Annotated in this window: 18 protein-coding genes; 14 read left to right on the top strand and 4 right to left on the bottom strand. The window is 30.5% G+C overall.

Annotation, left to right across the window (positions count from 1 at the left end; all coding sequences use genetic code 11):
- Window positions 1-40: 40 nt before the first annotated feature.
- The gene (argS, locus tag H0I32_RS11920; RefSeq protein ID WP_179313680.1) at window positions 41-1819 is read right to left on the bottom strand and encodes an arginine--tRNA ligase; all 1779 of its coding nucleotides are present in this window, start codon (window positions 1817-1819) and stop codon (window positions 41-43) included.
- Window positions 1820-2172: 353 nt separating this feature from the next.
- Here argS and H0I32_RS11915 point away from each other — a divergent pair, with 353 nt between their 5' ends.
- Window positions 2173-4341: a tetratricopeptide repeat-containing sensor histidine kinase gene (locus H0I32_RS11915; protein ID WP_218841347.1), complete on the top strand. Its 2169-nt coding sequence runs from the start codon at window positions 2173-2175 to the stop codon at window positions 4339-4341.
- Window positions 4342-4379: 38 nt separating this feature from the next.
- Here the strand turns inward: H0I32_RS11915 and ctlX are convergent, their stop codons facing one another.
- A complete protein-coding gene (gene ctlX, locus H0I32_RS11910) occupies window positions 4380-5312 on the bottom strand; it encodes a citrulline utilization hydrolase CtlX (RefSeq protein ID WP_173587893.1) in 933 nt (310 codons plus the stop codon).
- Between the two features lie 211 nt (window positions 5313-5523).
- Here ctlX and H0I32_RS11905 point away from each other — a divergent pair, with 211 nt between their 5' ends.
- From H0I32_RS11905 to H0I32_RS11885, 5 genes are all read left to right on the top strand, one after another.
- The gene (locus tag H0I32_RS11905; protein WP_179313679.1) at window positions 5524-7290 is read left to right on the top strand and encodes a M14 family metallopeptidase; all 1767 of its coding nucleotides are present in this window, start codon (window positions 5524-5526) and stop codon (window positions 7288-7290) included.
- 61 nt (window positions 7291-7351) lie between these two features.
- Window positions 7352-7798, top strand: a complete 447-nt coding sequence (locus tag H0I32_RS11900) for a hypothetical protein (RefSeq protein ID WP_179313678.1) — start codon at window positions 7352-7354, stop codon at window positions 7796-7798.
- Window positions 7799-7933: 135 nt separating this feature from the next.
- Window positions 7934-9379, top strand: coding sequence for a RimK family protein (locus H0I32_RS11895; protein WP_179313677.1), 1446 nt, complete (start codon window positions 7934-7936; stop codon window positions 9377-9379).
- Window positions 9380-9383: 4 nt separating this feature from the next.
- Window positions 9384-10610: a glutamate-cysteine ligase family protein gene (locus H0I32_RS11890; RefSeq protein WP_179313676.1), complete on the top strand. Its 1227-nt coding sequence runs from the start codon at window positions 9384-9386 to the stop codon at window positions 10608-10610.
- Window positions 10607-11290 carry an N-formylglutamate amidohydrolase gene (locus tag H0I32_RS11885; RefSeq protein WP_179313675.1) on the top strand — a complete coding sequence of 228 codons (684 nt, stop codon included), beginning with the start codon at window positions 10607-10609 and terminating at the stop codon, window positions 11288-11290. The genes H0I32_RS11890 and H0I32_RS11885 overlap by 4 nt, the downstream gene beginning before the upstream one ends.
- 170 nt (window positions 11291-11460) lie before the next feature.
- Here H0I32_RS11885 and H0I32_RS11880 read toward each other — a convergent pair whose 3' ends face one another.
- Window positions 11461-12042: an NUDIX hydrolase gene (locus H0I32_RS11880; RefSeq protein ID WP_179313674.1), complete on the bottom strand. Its 582-nt coding sequence runs from the start codon at window positions 12040-12042 to the stop codon at window positions 11461-11463.
- Between the two features lie 119 nt (window positions 12043-12161).
- Between H0I32_RS11880 and pyrE the strand changes: the two genes are divergently transcribed.
- Complete coding sequence (gene pyrE, locus H0I32_RS11875; RefSeq protein ID WP_179313673.1) at window positions 12162-12806, top strand: orotate phosphoribosyltransferase; 645 nt, start codon at window positions 12162-12164, stop codon at window positions 12804-12806.
- A 106-nt stretch (window positions 12807-12912) separates the two neighbouring features.
- Window positions 12913-13308 (top strand): SRPBCC family protein, encoded by a 396-nt coding sequence (locus H0I32_RS11870; RefSeq protein ID WP_173587885.1) that lies wholly within the window; start codon window positions 12913-12915, stop codon window positions 13306-13308.
- A 24-nt stretch (window positions 13309-13332) separates the two neighbouring features.
- On the opposite strand, the gene H0I32_RS11865 is transcribed toward H0I32_RS11870, so the two are convergent.
- Window positions 13333-14064, bottom strand: coding sequence for a biotin--[acetyl-CoA-carboxylase] ligase (locus H0I32_RS11865; protein ID WP_173587884.1), 732 nt, complete (start codon window positions 14062-14064; stop codon window positions 13333-13335).
- A 94-nt stretch (window positions 14065-14158) separates the two neighbouring features.
- On the opposite strand from H0I32_RS11865, the gene rsfS reads away from it, so the two are divergent.
- The 6 genes from rsfS to H0I32_RS11835 all read left to right on the top strand — a co-directional run bounded on the left by rsfS (window position 14159) and on the right by H0I32_RS11835 (window position 18940).
- Complete coding sequence (gene rsfS / locus H0I32_RS11860; protein ID WP_173587883.1) at window positions 14159-14530, top strand: ribosome silencing factor; 372 nt, start codon at window positions 14159-14161, stop codon at window positions 14528-14530.
- Between the two features lie 18 nt (window positions 14531-14548).
- Window positions 14549-16492, top strand: coding sequence for an ATP-dependent zinc metalloprotease FtsH (gene ftsH / locus H0I32_RS11855; protein WP_173587882.1), 1944 nt, complete (start codon window positions 14549-14551; stop codon window positions 16490-16492).
- Window positions 16493-16601: 109 nt separating this feature from the next.
- Entirely contained in the window at window positions 16602-17210 is a 609-nt protein-coding gene (locus tag H0I32_RS11850; RefSeq protein WP_173587881.1) for an LUD domain-containing protein, read from the top strand.
- On the top strand, window positions 17210-18031 hold the full coding sequence (locus H0I32_RS11845; RefSeq protein ID WP_179313672.1) for a phosphatidate cytidylyltransferase: 822 nt from the start codon (window positions 17210-17212) through the stop codon (window positions 18029-18031). The genes H0I32_RS11850 and H0I32_RS11845 overlap by 1 nt, the downstream gene beginning before the upstream one ends.
- Window positions 18021-18674 (top strand): phosphatidylserine decarboxylase family protein, encoded by a 654-nt coding sequence (locus H0I32_RS11840; RefSeq protein ID WP_173587879.1) that lies wholly within the window; start codon window positions 18021-18023, stop codon window positions 18672-18674. Before H0I32_RS11845 ends, H0I32_RS11840 begins: the two co-directional genes overlap by 11 nt.
- Complete coding sequence (locus H0I32_RS11835; protein WP_173587878.1) at window positions 18674-18940, top strand: acyl-CoA-binding protein; 267 nt, start codon at window positions 18674-18676, stop codon at window positions 18938-18940. The genes H0I32_RS11840 and H0I32_RS11835 overlap by 1 nt, the downstream gene beginning before the upstream one ends.
- Window positions 18941-18945 lie beyond the last annotated feature (5 nt).

The raw sequence follows: 18945 nt of genomic DNA, 5'->3' as shown, positions 1-18945 counted from the left end.
TTTTATAAACTTAATTATTGATATAAAAATATTTAAAATCTTACATACGCTCAGGAACTGCAATTCCTAAAAGGCTTAATGCATTCTTTATCGTTTGGCTCACTGTTTTAGATAAATCTACTCTAAAACTTTTTTCTTCTTCAGTATCTGCACCAAGGATAGATACATTTTGATAGAATGAATTAAATCCTTTAACCAACTCGTAAGTATAATTAGCAATTAACGCAGGACTATGTTGTTCTGCTGCATTTTGTATTATCTCAGGAAATTGCTCTAATTGCTTAATTAATTCCTTTTCTTTTTCATGAAAAGAAATATTAGCTGCACTTAAAGTAACATCAGCACCGATATTTGCTTTTCTTAATATCGATTGTATTCTTGCGTAAGTATATTGAATAAAAGGCCCTGTATTTCCTTGAAAATCGATAGATTCTTTAGGATCAAATAAAATTCTTTTCTTAGGATCTACTTTTAATATGTAATATTTTAAAGCCCCTAAACCAATCGTTTTATAAAGATCGCTTTTTTCTGCTTCATCGTATTCTTCAAGCTTCCCTAATTCTTTAGAAATTTCTTCAGCTGTATCTGCCATTTCTTGAATTAAATCATCAGCATCTACAACAGTTCCTTCTCTACTTTTCATTTTTCCGCTTGGTAAATCTACCATACCATAACTTAAATGGAATAGATTTTTTGCCCAGTCAAAACCTAATTTCTTTAAGATTAAGAATAAAACTTTAAAATGATAATCTTGCTCATTTCCTACCGTGTAAACCATACCTCCAACATCTGGGTAATCTTTAATACGTTGAATTGCTGTTCCAATATCTTGAGTCATATAAACCGCAGTACCATCACTACGCAAAACAATTTTTTCGTCTAATCCGTCTTCAGTTAAATCACACCAAACTGAACCATCTTCTTTTTTAATAAAAACACCTGTTTTTAAACCTTCGGCTACAAATTCTTTACCTAATAAGTAGGTATTACTTTCGTAATAATAAGTATCAAAATCAACACCAATATTTTTATAAGTAACATCAAAACCATCATAAACCCATTGATTCATTTTAGTCCAAAGTGCAACAACATCTTCATCACCTGCTTCCCATTTAATAAGCATTTCTTTAGCTTCTAATAATAAAGGTGCATTCTTTTTAGCCTCTTCTTCAGACTGACCTTGTGCCATTAATTCTGAAATTTCAGCTTTATATTCTTGGTCGAACTTCACATAATAATTCCCGACTAACTTATCCCCTTTTAAATCTTGAGTAGGCACTTCACCTTTTCCAAATTTTTGATAAGCCAACATACTTTTACAAATATGAATTCCTCTATCATTAATAATTTGAGTCTTGTAAACTTTTTTACCTGAAGCTTTTAAAATTTCAGCAACACTATATCCTAAAAGCACATTTCTAACATGGCCTAAGTGTAATGGCTTATTTGTGTTTGGCGAAGAATACTCAACCATTACCGCATCATCCTCCTTTTGATCAACAAAACCAAATTTAGCGTCGTTTTTTATAGATTGAAAAAAATCGAAGTAATAACTATCATTAATTTCAATATTTAAAAACCCTTTTACAACATTGAAACCTTTTACTAAATCTACATTATCCAGTAAATATTGACCAACTTGCTCACCTATAACAACAGGGTTACCTTTAACCACACGTAACATTGGAAACACAACAACCGTAACATCCCCTGCAAATTCTTTGCGTGTTGCCTGAAATTCTACTGATGGTAATTCCGATTGAAACAACGCTTTAATCGCTGCTTTTACATGTAATTCTAAAGTCTCTTGAAGCTTCATATTTTGCTGTATTTTGGTATTTTAAAACGTTTGCAAAGATAGCGGTTTTATTGTTTTATTAAACCTCAGCACGGACATAATTATTCAACTTATATAACCAATAGGTCTAATCAATACCCTAACTATTTTCAAAAACAACCTGTTAAAAATCAATATTATAAACCAACAACGAGATTCATCGATAAAACACTATTAATTACGTTAAATTAACACTTAATAAATCAGTTATAAATTTACCGAAAAAAAAAAAAAAAACATTTCAACTAATATATTGGTATTAAATCTTAAATATTAGTGTATATCCATTCTTAATTGCACTTTTGAAAGGCTATTAATATATGTCCCAAACATAAATGAAGCTTAGTAATCAAACATTAACAACGTTGTTATTGTTTTGTGTTAACTTACTTTTTTGTCCCTCTATCAAAGTTTTTAAAAACAAAACAGCGCAGTTCGTTTTACGCTATTTTAAGATAAAGCTATTATCAACATTAGCTATTTGTCTTTTATCGTTATCTGTTTTTTCTCAAAATGAAAAAATAGACAAACTAACTGTACAATTAACATACTTAAAAGCAGACTCTACAAAAGTAGACCTATCCCTGATGCTTATAAATGAACTTTACAAAAATGAAAATTACAGTAAAGCATTACTTTATATTAATAATAGCTCAAAACTAGCCGAAGATCTTAATTATAAAAAAGGCTTAGCTGAAAGCTGTTACTACAGAGCATTAATTTTCACACAACGTGATGATTATTTAAACGCCATTGATAATTACAAAAAATCTAGAGTTTTATATTTACAAATAAAAGATACAATAGGAGTTGCTAAAGTGAGTAACAGTATTGGACTTATTGAAATAAAACGCGGAAATTATTATGTAGGCTTACAAAACTCATTATCGGCAATAGATATTTTTAAAGCACAATCACTAAACGAAGAATTAAGTTTAGCGTATAATAACCTTGCTGAAGCCTATTATAAGACCAATCAAATAGACAAATCTATTGAGTTTAATTTTAAAGGTTTAGAAATCAAAAAGCACATTAAAGATATAGAGGGAATAAAAATCTCTACAAAAAACATTGCTGAACTCTATTCGCTTTTAAAAGAGCACCGAAAAGCTATTGAATACTATGAAAAAGTTCTGGCTCTTTTAGATCCTGAAACAGATAAAGATTTAAAAGGTGAAATTCTCCCTAAACTAGGCAGTGAATACTTACGTTTTAATGAATATGATAAAGCTTCACAATATTTAGAAGAAGGGTTAAAACATAATAGAGAACAGAATAATAAAGAAGGTATATTAAGAACCTTAAATGCTATGGGAAATTTAAGCCTTCAGAATAAAAATTTAAAACAAGCTCAATACCAACTAGACGAGGCTTACATTATTGCACAGGAAACAAATAATAAAACAGAGCTTTTAAAAAACTATAAACTACATATTGCATTGGACTCTACACGTGAATATTTCCAAACAGCATTCTTTTGGCAGAATAAATTTCACAATCTAAAAGATTCTTTAAATAAAAAAGTTTCACCTGTAATTCCAACAGAAATAGAACATTTAAATTTAATTGAGGATGACATAAAAATTGAAATTACAGAACAATCTTCAGCACCAGTATTAGAGGCAGGATGGCACAACAAACCTTCTATTTTATATAGTACTACTGCAATAATTATTTTTTTGCTATCCCTTTTAATTTATAGCTTATTAAAAACTAAAGCACATAAAATTAAATTAAAAAAACAAGAAAATAAGCTAATTGAAGAACACGAAAAAACAGAAGCTATATTAGAACAGATACATCACTTAGAAGAAGTTAACAAAGTAAAAGATAAACTTTTCTCAATTGTTTCTCATGACTTAAAAGATTCTATTTCTTCTATCAAAGCCTTTTTAGATTTATTAAAAGAAGATAATATTTCTAAAGAAGAATTTAACGAATTAATACCAGAGTTAAGTGAAAACGCTAATAATGCTTCAACCTTATTATTTAACTTATTAAATTGGTCTAAATCGCAACTACAAAATTTAGAACCTAAACCAGAATTGTTCAACATTCAAGAAGTGTTTCATAATAAAATGGCACTAGTTGAACAGAAAATTGAGGATAAGCGCATTATTTTAATTGATGAATCTCAACGCGATTTTATTTATGCTGATAAAAGCATGATAGAAATTGTTATTCAGAATTTAATTACTAATGCTGTTAAATTTTGTAGAGTTGGGGATATCATAACGATTTCTAATAAAAATGTAAACGGAAAATCCTTAATTGTCATAGAAGATTCAGGTATTGGGATTTCTAAAAACAATATAGATAAATTGTTTGCTTCTAATAAAAACTTCACAACCAAAGGAACTCAAAACGAAAAAGGAACCGGACTAGGTTTAACTATAGCCAAAGATTTAGTAGAACTAAACAACGGAAAAATTTGGGTAGACAGTACTGAAAATATAGGTAGTAAATTCTTTGTAGAGCTACCTAAAGCAGAATCCCTAGCATAAATTTCACTATAATATTTAAGTAAGTTAGAAGTTAGGTATTAGTTTTTAGGTAAAAAGACCTCTGCCATCATACAGCGCGCACTTCCTCCTCCACATGTTTCAATGGTCTCTAATGAACTTGAAATAATAGCACAATGCTTTTCAATACTGTTTATTTGAGATTTAGATAAACTACTATGAGCTGCTTCACTCATTACTAAGAAACGTTTATCATTTTCACCTTGCAACTGTAACATATTACCCGCAAAACTATGCATCTGAGCTTCTGTGATAGAAATGATTTCTTTTCCGTCTTGTCTTAAATGCTTTACAATACTTTTACGCTCTTTTTTATCATCAATACTATCTAAACAGATTACAGCAAAGTTTTCTGCGATACACATCATTACATTAGTGTGGTAAATAGGTAATCTTTTATTTTCAACAGACTGATAAGCTGTAAAAATCACAGGACTATATTCAAAATCTTCACAAAACTCTATAAATAATTCTTCATCTGCTCTTGGAGATAATGCGCAGTAAGCTTTTCTATTTACGCGATCTAAGATTACACTCCCCGTACCTTCTAAAAAATAGCCTTCGTGTTCTGCAGAAGTATAATCAACTATATTCTCTATAACAAAGCCTTCTTTCTCGAGCCTAACAAAAACTTCTTCTCTACGTTCCTTTCTTCTATTTTCTGCAAACATTGGATATTTTGCAACATCTCCATTGCTATGAAAACTTACCCAATTATTTGGAAACACAGAATCTGGAGTATCGTTTAATTTATCATCTTCTTCAACAATAACATTAATACCGACTGCTCTTAGCTTTTCTACAAAAGCATCAAATTCATTCTGAGCTTTAGCATTAATTTCAGCATTTTTTAAATCCAAATCTTCTTGAAAATAATTATTGACAGCCGTTTGTTCATTCATCCTGAAGTTAATAGGACGAATCATTAATATAGTGTTAGTCGTTTGTTGCATTAAATATAAATAAGGGTGTAAAATTAAACGCGAAGTTATAATTTTTTATATACAAATAACGTTAAAATCCCCCCTGTTCTTCTAACCTATTTACATATAGAAAACACCTCATTTAATTAGATAATTATTAAATTCTCTTAGAGCACCAAAATAGAGTATATATGTTTTCATGTTAATTATTATAAGTAAATTGTCACTCTAATTCTACATAATGAAAAAAATATTATTCCTAACGTTATTATTAGTTGCTTGTAACGAAAAGACTGATAAACCAACTGAGCCTGTTGATCCAGAAACACAACCCAAAACTGATTTTACGACTGTATTTGAAAAAAGCGAAGGATTAGAAACGGCAACATATACCGAAACTATTACTTATTATGAAGCTTTAGCAAATACTTATTCTGAAATATCAATACAAGAAATTGGTAATACAGACGCAGGCAAACCTTTACATATTGTTACTTTAAACATGAAGGGTTCTAGTGACGATTTTGAAATCTTAAGAAAAGACAATAGAATTCTTTTAATTAATAATGGTATTCACCCAGGAGAATCTGACGGAATTGATGCTACCATGATGCTTTTTAGAGATATTGTTGATGGTAAAATAGAAGCTCCAAAAAACACAATTGTGGTAACTATTCCTATTTATAATATTGGCGGAAGTTTAAATAGAAACTCTACAACGCGTACCAATCAAAACGGGCCAGAAGAATATGGTTTTAGAGGTAATGCTCGTAATTACGATTTAAATCGTGATTTTATAAAATCGGACACTGAAAACGCTAAAACTTTTGCTGAAATTTTTCATTTAGTACAACCTGATGTTTTTATAGATAACCACGTTAGCAATGGTGCAGATTATCAATATACGCTAACTCATTTATTTACTCAGCATAATAAATTAGGAGGACCGCTTGACCAATTTATTCACACGAAAATGATGCAAACATTAGAACAAAAACTAGAAGCTAAATCTTGGGACATCACACCATATGTCAATGTTTTTAACCGCACACCAGATTCTGGATTTTCACAGTTTTTAGATACACCTCGTTATTCTACGGGTTACACTACTTTATTTAACACGCTTGGTATGATGGTAGAAACTCACATGCTTAAACCTTATAAGCAACGTGTAGAAGGCACTTATGAAGTTATGAAAAGCATGATTGAAATCACTGAAGAACAAGGTGAAAAAATAACGAAACTCAGAAAGGAACAAGCTAAATTATGGACTGCTGGTAACCATTACCCTTTAGCCTGGGAAGTTGACACCACTAAATCATCAACAAGGGATTTTAAAGGTTATGAAGGCGAAATGATTCCGAGTGAACTTACCGGAGCCACACGTTTAAAATACGACAGAGCTAAGCCTTTTACTAAAGAAATTAATTATCAAGATTATTTTAAAGCTACAGATTCTGTTACCATTCCTAAAGCCTATATCATTCCACAAGGATGGCATAACGTCATTGATTTATTAAAATTAAATAATGTGGCATTCACTCAATTTGAAAACGATACAACACTAACCGTTGAATCTTATAAAATAGGAAATTATGAAACCCGAAAATCACCTTACGAGGGGCACTACGCTCATTACAATACAGAAGTAACAACGTCTAGCAAAAAAATAACATTTAGAAAAGGTGATTATTTGATTTCTACAAATCAAAAGGCAATACGCTATTTAATTGAAACATTAGAACCAACTGCTATAGATTCATTTTTTAATTGGAATTTCTTCGATACTATTCTTCAACAAAAAGAAGGATTCTCACCTTACGTTTGGGAAGATAAAGCTGAAGAACTTTTAAAAGGAAATAAAAAACTTCAAATGGAATTTAATGTAAAAATCAGCTATGATGATGAATTTGCAAATAATTGGTACGCACAATTAGATTGGTTACATAAACAAAGTAAACATTATGAGAAGGCTCATTTACAATATCCTGTTTATCGGGTAAAATAAACCTTGCGTAATAATAATAATAATATATTTAACTTTCTGAATTACAATAAATAATCATATCATGAAAAATAAAATTTTTAGCCTATTCTTTTTGGTTCTAATAGTTAGTTGTGCATTAGAATCTAAATTTGGTTTACCAAATGATGAAAAAATCAATACCGAATTAATAGGAACTTGGCTTGATATAAAAACTAACGAAACCCTTTTGATTAAAAAAAACAACGAAATGAGTTATAAGCTGATTCCTAACGACAGTACAGAACTTATTTCTTATTCTAAAAAAATTAAAGGGTTTAATATTTTAAATATGGTTACAAATGGCAACGGAGTTAAAACAAATTCCTTCTTTGGTTTTGAACTTAGAAATGACACATTAGAATTCTCAGAAGTAAATAAAAACCTCAAAAAAACCGATTTTAATTCTCAAGCTGAATTAATTAAATTTTTCAATGAAAATATTGATAAAAAAGGATTCTTTATTAATCCTACAATAGTAATTAGAGAGTAAAAAACGATATACAGAACTAATTTAAGACCTTATTTTCAACACATTAAAATCTGAAAAATATTTTTAAACGAATGTAAAAGCAATTAAAAAATAATATACATTTACTTAAAATTATAATAGCGTAATGCGCTCTAAATGAATAAATATATTGTTGTAAATCAACCTGAGAAATGGAACTTTTCAATTGATAATATAACTGTAATTTCTGCTCAAGATTATCTTACAAATCCTAAGTATTCTTTATTAAAAAATGCACGTATTTTTAATTTGTGCAAAGATTACTCGTATCAATCTAAGGGGTATTACGTATCACTTTTGGCAGAAGCCAGAGGTCACTTACCAATTCCAACTACAAAAAACATTGTAGATCTTAAAGCTTTAAAATTAGTAAGAATAGTCTCTGATGAATTTGATGACGTTATTCAACAAAGCTTAAAGAACATTAAATCGCAAGATTTTACGCTAAGTATTTATTTTGGACAAAATGTAGCTCAGAAATACAAAAACTTAAGTGCTTTGTTTTATAAGCATTTTCAAGTTCCGTTTTTACGTGTTAATTTTAACCATACAACAAAATGGAACATTCAGGGTATTAAAGCGATTTCAGAATCTGAAATTCCAGAAGAACACAAACCTAGCGTTCGCGAATTTGCTAATCAGTATTTTTCTAAGAAAAGATATGACACTGCTAAAGTTGCCAATCATGATTTTGACTTGGCTATTTTAGTTAACCCCAATGATCCGGCTCCACCAAGTAATCCTAAAGCCTTAAAAAAGTTTATAGAAATTGCTGAAAAGATGAATATCTATGCAGAGATTATTGAACCCAAAGATTTATCGAGACTCTCTTCTTTTGATGCATTATTTTTAAGACAAAGCACGGAGGTGAATAATGAAGCCTACACTTTTGCCAGAAAAGCACAACAAGAAGGCATAGCGATCATTGATTATCCAAATGCCATTTTAAAATGCTGCAACAAAGTATATATGGCAGAAGCCATGAACAATGCAAACATTAGTACACCAAAAACAGTCATTGTACACAGTAATAATCGGAATTCTGTTTTAGAACAAACAGGATTACCTTGTGTGTTAAAAGCACCAGATTCTACTTTTTCGTTTGGCGTTAAAAAAGCACAAACACAAGAAGAGTATGATATTCTAGTAACAGAAATGCTTAAAGAATCTGATTTAATAATTGCTCAAGAGTTTTGTCCTTCAGATTATGATTGGCGCATTGGTATTATAGATAACAAACCTTTTTTTGCTTGTAAATATTATATGGCAAAAGGACATTGGCAAATTTATAATTGGAAAGCGACCAACAAAAATGAACAAGATGGTGACGCCGATTGTTTAGCTATTGAAGAGGTACCAAAAAACGTTATTGATATAGCACTAAAATCCGCTAAATTAATGGGACTAGGCCTTTATGGTGTTGACATAAAAGTTGTTAATGGTAAATTAATGGTTATTGAAATTAACGACAATCCTAATATTGATTTTGGTGTAGAGGATGCACATTATGGAGATGTCGTTTATAAAAAGATCCTTACTGCACTTAAAAAACGATTAGAGTAAATTAATGATTAAAAAATATCACTTATTCGAAGTTTATGGTATTGAACTCGAATATATGTTAGTTAACAATAAAACATTCAAAGTTGCGCCTCAAGTTGATGAACTACTCACCTTAAAAGCTGGTAAATTAGAAGCAGATATTGATAACGGAGCTATTGCTTGGAGTAACGAATTGGTTGCGCATGTCATTGAACTAAAAACTAATGGACCAGTAAAAAATACAGATGATTTATCCGACAAATTCCATGCTAACATTTTAGAAATTGATACACTTTTAAAGCCATTAGATTTACAGCTTCTGGGCTCTGCATCTCACCCTTTGATGAATCCAAACACAGATACACAACTTTGGAAACACAGTTATAGTAAAGTTTATGCACTTTATAATACTATTTTCAATTGCAAAGGTCACGGTTGGAGTAATGTGCAAAGCACACATATTAATCTACCATTTTATGATGACAAGGAATTTGAAAAACTACATGCAGCAATTAGAATCATCTTACCTATTTTACCAGGATTATCTGCGAGTTCACCAATTTTAGAAGGGAAAATAACAGGATTTAAAGACACAAGATTAGAGTTTTATAAAACGAATCAAAAAGAAATCCCTGAATTAACGGGTCTGGTAATTCCGGAACGGACATTTTCAAAATTAGATTATTATGCTACAATTTTAGAACCTATAAAACGCGCCATTCAACCTTATGATAAAGACAAAATTTTAGATCAACATTTTCTAAATTCTCGGGGTGCTATTGCTCGTTTTGATCGTAATGCTATTGAAATTCGTTTACTTGATATTCAAGAATGTCCCAAAGCAGATATTGCTATTTGTGCATTAATCATTGAAGTTTTAAAAGCTTTAGTCAATAAAGAATTTGGCACTATGAAAGATCAAAAATCATGGACTAAAGAAGACTTATTTCCTATTTTGACTGACTCTATAAAACACGCCGAAAATTCTAAAATTAAAAATAAAGACTATTTAAAATTATTCGGAATAAAAGAGTCTTCAAGTGTTAGTGATCTTTGGAAACACTTATACCAATCTGTAAAACCAAAGTTGCACCAATCTCATTATATTGCCATTGAATTAATTTTGAAAGAAGGCACTTTGGCTACAAGAATACTCAAAGCAGTTGGTACTGAAAATAATGACACTCATATTATTTCAGTTTACAGACAGCTTCAAAAATGTCTGCAAGTTAATGAATTATTTCAACCTTGAAACTCATTTTAACCTGTGAGCATGGCGGAAACGAAATCCCTACGGCTTACAAAAAGCACTTTAAAAACAAAGCTATTTTAAAAACTCATCGTGCTTTAGACTTGGGTGCTTTAGATCTATTTCAAACTTTAAAACCGCTGTCTGATGCTTTCTATTTCAGTACAACATCACGTTTATTAATAGAACTAAATCGTTCATTGCATCATAAAAATTTATTTTCTGAGTATATAAAAGACCTCGCTAAAATTGAGAAAACAAAAATTATAAATACCCATTATTTACCGTACAGAACATCTGTAGAAGATAATATTAGAAGCTTTATTAAAAAGGGGGATTCAGTACTTCATTTATCTATTCATAGTTTTACACCTTCTTTAAATGGAGAAAATAGAAACTGTGATATTGGCTTATTGTATAATTCTTCTAACAAACAAGAAAAACAGTTGTGCAAACAATTAAAGTTAGAACTTTTAAAACAAGACCCGAACTTAAACGTAAGATTCAACTATCCGTATTTAGGAAAAGCTGATGGGTTTACAACCTATTTAAGAAAACAATTTTCAGTACATTATTTAGGAATTGAAATTGAAGTGAATCAGAAATTCACAATAGACAACGTATTTGATTCTGACACAAAAACAAAGTTGTTTAATGCTATTTCGGTATTAAACACTAAATAAGATATCTTCACGACATAATGCAGCAGTCCGTTAAAGTGAAATATTTTCGTAAAAGACAAGGGGAAAATCTACTAAGAAGTACTTTTAATTTAAGTTAAAAAAAAAATCGTTTTTAAAATTACAGGTACATAATTTTGAAAACGATTTTTTAACGACACAATAAAGCTGTTTTAAACTAAAATTCTAATATTAGCATAACTATTCTCTAAAGCTTTTTGAGATGCTTTATCATCTAACCACTCTACTTTAGTAATACCCTCTTTTTCTTGAGGAAACAATTGACCATCAAAACTTGTTTTCATTTCAAACCAATGGGTAATTTTTATTCTAAGTTTACCATGACGTTTAAAAATATGATAAGTCGTCGGTATTGCTTTAATAATTTTTAGACCCTCAACACCTGTTTCTTCTTCAACTTCTCTAATCGCTGTTTCTTCAATGGTTTCGTTACGTTCAGCTTTACCTTTTGGCAAATCCCATTTGTCGTTTCTATAGATAAAAAGAATTTCACCTTTATCATTATAGACTTTACCTCCACCGGCAACAACATTAGGTAAAAGCTTTAAAAACTTTTTAAGCAATTTACCTTCATTCTTATGAATTAAGTGCACCGCCTTTAAATCCGTATTATTTAAGGTTTTAATCACCTTACCAATATTTACAGATTTCAGAAGAAAAGATTTAAAATCAGTTTCTTTAGTATTTTCTGTAGTTAAAATTATAGGCTTATCACCTACATATATAGTATACATCGTTTGGGTTGTTTCAACTTTCTATATGTAAAAATATTATTTTTTTCGAGAAACTATTTGAAATGAAAATTTAATTAATTTAAAATTTCTTAAGATTTAAAAATCATTATTTTTGTAACATGATTTTTAACAAAGATATCGCCAAAAAAACAGCCGAGGTTTTATTGCAGATTAATGCTATAAAATTACAACCCGAAGACCCTTTTACTTGGGCTTCTGGGTGGAAATCTCCAATTTATTGTGATAATAGAATTGTATTATCCTACCCACTCGTAAGAAATTACATTAGGGAAACAATAGCTAGAAACATTGAAACACTCTATGGTAAGCCAGATGTAATTGCTGGTGTTGCTACAGGTGCAATAGGAATTGGAGCTTTAGTTGCAGAATATTTAAACCTACCTTTTGTTTACGTTAGACCAGAAGCAAAAAAGCATGGTCGTCAAAACCAAATTGAAGGTTATATTGAAAAAGGACAAACTGTTGTTGTTGTAGAAGATTTAATCAGCACAGGAATGAGTAGTCTTAATGCTGTTACTGCTTTAAATGAAGCAGAAGTTAACGTAAAAGGCATGGTTGCAATTTTTTCTTATGGATTTGATGTTGCTCAAAAGAATTTTGAAGAAGCTAATGTAGAATTACATACACTTGGTAATTATGAAAATTTATTAGAACAAGCCGTAGATACCTTTTATATTACTACAGAACAACAAGACATTTTAGCACAATGGAATGCCAATCCTAGCGAATGGAACGCTAATTGATGTAAATATCGTAAAGTTGCTTTATATAGATTTATTAAATAAATTTTATCAATTCAACTAAGCAGCTTAACAACAAACGGTTTTACACTATAATATACATAAGAATATGAAATTAGAATCTCCAAAAGTAACTTTAGATCAATCAGCAGAAACAACCTTTAACTTTCTATCTGATGTTAAAAATTTTGAAAGCTTAATGCCAGAAAACATTAGCAAATTTGAAGTTTTAGACAATGATAAATTTCTATTTGCGTTAAAAGGAATGCCAGAGATTGTTTTAAAGAAAAAAGAGGCAACTCCTAATAATAAAATTGTTTTGGGTGCTGCAGGTGGAAAATTAGATTTTTCATTAATTGCAGATATCACGGAAATTGAAGCTAATAAAACTGAGGTGAAATTAAATTTTGAAGGAGAATTTAATGCTATGATGGGCATGATGATTAAAGGCCCAATTAGTAAATTTATTGAGACTTTAGTGACTAACATGAAAACTAAAATCTAAAAACCTATAGTTACAAGTTTGGATTTAATATAGCAGTTTTATTTCTTTTAGGTCAAAAAACTCAACAACGTTATCTTCCATCCAAACTTGTAATAATCCAGTTTCAGAAACTCCTTTTATAATTCCAGAAAAACGCTCGTTTTTAGAATTCACAAAAGTTGAAGGTTTGTCTTTTCTGAATAATAAATCTTCATACGCTAACTTAATCTCTTCAAATTTCTGAGATTCTAATATTTTAAAATAAATTTTCAGCTGTTTTAAAACTTCCAAAAGCACTTCATCTTTACTATATACAACTCCTGTTAATAAACTCATAGAAGAAGCTTGTGGTAAATTTTCGAAAAATTTCTGGTTTACATTCAACCCAAACCCAATAATAGATCCTTGTAATTTGTTTGTTTTTATGACATTTTCAATTAAAATACCACATATTTTATTGTTTGATGACAAAATGTCGTTAGGCCATTTAATATGCAATTGAGGTATTTTAAAACAATTTAGTGCATTGGTAATTGCTAAAGCAACAGCCATACTTATGTAAAACTGATCCGTTACTTTAAAATCAAGAAGCCTTTTAAATACACTAACAGTAAGACTCTTGCCTTCTTCAGAACTCCATTTTGCTCCCATTTGGCCTTTACCATTCGTTTGTAAATTAGCCACAACAACCGTATAATCTTTAGGTAATGACACAGTTGCCAAGTCCTTAAGATAGGTGTTTGTAGAGTCAATGGCATTAAGTTTGATTATGTACATTTAATAGACAAATTTATTTTATGGTTTTCTTATGACATTATGCACTCACAAGAACTAAAAAAATAATAACTTTGCACAAAATTAATACAAATTAATGACGAAAGATAAAATACCTACAGACCAACTCATTACAACTATCCTTGGAGGTATAGAAGAAGTTAAAGGAAAAGAGATTACAATATTAGATTTACGAGAAATAGAAAATACAGTTTGTGACTATTTTATTGTTTGCGAGGGTACTTCTAACACACAAGTAAACGCAATCGTCAATTCCGTTCAAAAACAAGTTAGTAAAACATTAAAGGATAAACCTTGGCATATTGAAGGTACAGACAATGCTGAATGGGTTTTAATGGACTATGTTAACGTTGTAGTACATGTGTTTCAAAAACACATTAGAGAATATTACGATATTGAAGAGCTTTGGGGAGATGCAAAAATCACCAAAATAGAAACGAGTTACTAATAAAGACAGACGCTTAGAATGGCAAAAGACAATAAAAATTTAAACAAAAAACCGAAATTAAACCCTTATTGGATTTACGGAATTATCATTGCTGTATTTATTTCAATACAGCTTTTTTCTGGTGGGTTTGGTGAATCTACAGGAACACAAACAACTCCTGCTCAATTCTTAGATTATTTAAATCAAGGACAAGTAAAGAAAGTAGAAATTGTAAATAAAAGAGAAGCTAGAGTTTTCTTAACTGATGAAGCTAAAGAACAAGCGCCTCACAAAAAAACAAATTCTGAATCTATATTCCCTTCAGTTACTGCTGCTCCAAACTACAAGTTTGAGTTTGGTGATCTTCAGAATTTTGAAAAAGAAGTTAATGAGGTTATTAAAACTAACAACCTTAATACAGAATTAGTTTACGAAACAGAACATAATGTTTGGGGAGACTTCCTTTTAACATTATTACCGTTTGTACTAATTATTGGTGTTTGGATTTTTATTATGCGTCGTATGTCAGGTGGCGGTGGCGGCGGAGCCGGTGGTCAGATTTTCAATATCGGAAAATCTAAAGCGAAACTCTTCGATGAAAAAATAGATATTAAAACATCTTTTAAAGATGTTGCTGGTTTAGAAGGTGCTAAAGAAGAAGTGCAAGAAATTGTAGACTTCTTAAAGTTCCCTGAAAAATATACTGCTCTAGGTGGTAAAATACCTAAAGGTGCTTTATTAGTAGGACCTCCAGGAACAGGTAAAACATTATTAGCAAAAGCTGTTGCCGGTGAAGCTAAAGTACCTTTCTTCTCTTTATCGGGATCAGATTTCGTAGAGATGTTTGTAGGTGTTGGTGCTTCTCGTGTAAGAGATTTATTTAAACAAGCTAAAGAAAAATCACCATCAATTATATTTATTGATGAGATTGATGCCATTGGTAGAGCTAGAGGAAAAAATAACATGTCTGGTTCTAATGACGAGCGTGAAAACACATTAAACCAACTCTTAACTGAGATGGATGGTTTTGGAACTAACACAAATGTTATTGTATTAGCTGCAACAAACCGAGCAGACGTCTTAGATAGTGCTTTAATGCGTGCAGGTCGTTTTGACCGTCAGATTTATGTAGACCTTCCTGATGTAAGAGAACGTCAAGAAATTTTTGAAGTGCATTTACGTCCACTTAAGAAAGAAGAAACTTTAGATATCGATTTCTTAGCAAAACAAACTCCTGGTTTTTCTGGTGCAGACATTGCAAATGTTTGTAATGAAGCCGCTTTAATCGCTGCTAGAAAAGGAAAAAAATCAGTAAACAAACAAGATTTCTTAGACGCAGTTGATAGAATTATTGGTGGTTTAGAAAAGAAAAATAAAATTATTACTCCAGCAGAGAAGAGAGCTGTTGCTTTCCATGAAGCTGGTCACGCTACTGTAAGTTGGATGCTTGAGCATGCTGCCCCTTTAGTAAAAGTAACAATCGTACCTAGAGGACGTTCATTAGGTGCTGCATGGTATTTACCAGAAGAGCGATTAATTGTACACCCAGAACAAATGTTAGACGAAATGTGTGCTGCATTAGGTGGTAGAGCTGCAGAAAAAGTAATCTTTGATAAAATTTCTACAGGAGCACTAAGTGATTTAGAAAAAGTAACCAAACAAGCAAGAGCTATGGTTACTGTATATGGTCTTAGTGATAAAGTTGGTAACTTAACTTATTACGATTCTTCTGGACAATCTGAATATGGTTTCACAAAACCTTATAGTGAGAAAACAGCTGAACTTATTGATCAAGAAATTTCTGATATTATTGAAAAGCAATACGAACGTGCTATCAATTTATTAGAAAATAATAAAGACAAGTTAACTGAATTAGCAGAAGTGTTATTAGACAAAGAAGTTATCTTTAAAGATAATCTTGAAAAGATATTTGGAAAACGTACTTTTGAAAATAATTTAGTCAATAGCGAAGAGAAAGAATAAATCTCGCATGACTTACAATCATATAAAAAACTTAAATTAACCCTGTGTTAGTTTAAGTTTTTTTATATTTGAAATTAACACCAATACCAGGATTAATAGCAATTATTGAATGAGCTTTTTTAGTAAAATCTTCGGAAAAAAGTCTGAAAAAACTGAAGAACATATACCAAATCATGAGCGAGGCAAATATATGCCTGAAGTTAAGCTACCTGTAGATGAACGCTTTACTATTAATTTTAAAGCCAATGGTGGCAAATTTCTTTATTGTGAAAACATGGAGGAAATAACACAGAGTTTTAATGCTATTTTAGATGAAAATGATTGGCATAACGATAAAGTTTTTGTCATTGATAAACGTTTAACGGAATTATTTAAAGATTTTAACATCGATAAGACTCAAAAACTATCAGAAAGCAGCTATTTTTTATCAACTTGTGAGTATTTAATTTCTGATGATGGTTCATTATTAATTTCTTCAAATCAAATTGCAGAAAAAAAATTAATAGAATTACCAGATAATTTTATCATTTACGCAACAACAAGTCAATTTGTTGAAACAATTGGTGAAGGGTTAAAAGGTATTAAAGCAAAAAGCAAACAAAAAATACCTACAAATATCACTACAATAAAACATTTTAAGACTGCTGACGATAAAGATTTTTTAACTTACGGAAGTAGCTCTAAAAACTTATACCTACTCTTACTAGAAGATTTATAATGAAAGAGTTAGCAATAAGAGCCTTTTCTGGCGCTATATACGTAGCACTACTTATAGGCTCACTTTATTCTCAAGTGTCTACAGTCGTTTTAATAGGACTTTTTGGTTTTATCTGTCTAACAGAGTTTAGCCGTCTTATAAACCTTAAATCTATAGCTCAATACCTCATATACTTTATTATTTACGTTAGCTTTTGGTACATATGTGTCTACAGTTCAAACAGTATAATCGCAGACGAAGCAATCGAGATTCTATTAGTAATTACAGTATTTGTAAACCTTATCTTAATAAAAGACTTATTTACTTCAAGAAAAATTCCACTATTCAAATATAAACGCCACATTGTTACAGCATTTTATCTCTCTAGCGGTTTTGTGTTTATGTTGCTTGTTGCTAATTTTAAAAGTGAATTTACACCCCTTTTATTATTAGGAGGATTTATGCTTGTTTGGATCAATGATAGTGCAGCATATTTAGTTGGAAAGAATTTTGGAAAACAAAAACTATTTCCGAGTATTTCACCTAAAAAAACAGTAGAAGGTTTTCTTGGAGGTTTATTTTTCGCTTGTATATCTAGCTATTTCATTGCATTCTATACAGATACGCTTGGATTTACATCGTGGTTAATATTAGCAATTATTGTCAGCGTTTTTGGTACTTTTGGAGACTTAATAGAATCTAAATTTAAACGCCAAGCAGGCGCAAAAGATAGCGGAACTATAATGCCAGGACATGGAGGACTATTAGATAGACTAGATAGTATTATCTTTGCCGCACCATTTATATATTTATTCTTAAGAATTTTAAAGTATGTTTCATAAAGAAGGTCACAAAATAATATTCATAACTCTTGTTATGGTTGTAGGTTCAATTTTTTTAATTGATGAATTTATTACCAACGAATGGTTACGAAAAGGATTAATGATTGCTGTTTTAGCATTTTTTGTATTAATCTTACAGTTTTTCAGAAACCCTAAACGCAACACTCACCCTAACGAAAATCAAGCATTGTCACCGGTTGATGGTAAAGTTGTAGTAATTGAAGAGGTACAAGAAAATGAATTTTTTAAAGACAAACGTATACAAGTTTCAGTATTTATGTCGCCTATAAATGTTCACGTTACTCGCTACCCTATTGCAGGAAATGTAACTTATAGTAAATACCATCCTGGTAAATATTTAGTAGCATGGCACCCTAAAGCAAGTGAAGAAAATGAACGTACAACTGTAGTGGTTGAAAATGAACATTTCGGAAAAGTATTGTATAGGCAAATTGCAGGAGCATTAGCAAAACGTATTGTTAACTATGCAAAGGTTAATACACAAGCTGTACAAGGAGGTGATTCTGGATTTATTAAATTTGGGTCACGAGTAGATTTATTCTTACCTTTGGATGCTGAAATTAAAGTAGAACTGAACCAAAAAGTTCGTGGTGGCGAAAGTATCATTGCTGAAATAAAATAATGAATCCCAAAAAATTAGACATAGAATTTAAAGACGCTGTAGATCTTGTAAACGATCATACAGAACCTTTTCCTGCAGATTTTTTATTACGTTTATATGCCTATTATAAAAAAGCTACTCAAAATTATGACAGACCTAGCAGTCGTAAACCCATAATTAATGCTTTTAAGGCTAATGCACTATTTCAAATTAAAAATATTAGTAGAGACGAAGCAAAAAAAGAATATATAAATCTTGTTTCCAATTACTTTTTGTACAGAAAATAAAATTA

It is taken from the genome of Winogradskyella sp. HaHa_3_26 (assembly GCF_019278425.1).
Taxonomy (GTDB): domain Bacteria; phylum Bacteroidota; class Bacteroidia; order Flavobacteriales; family Flavobacteriaceae; genus Winogradskyella; species Winogradskyella undariae.
This window is presented reverse-complemented; position numbering and strand designations above follow the sequence as displayed.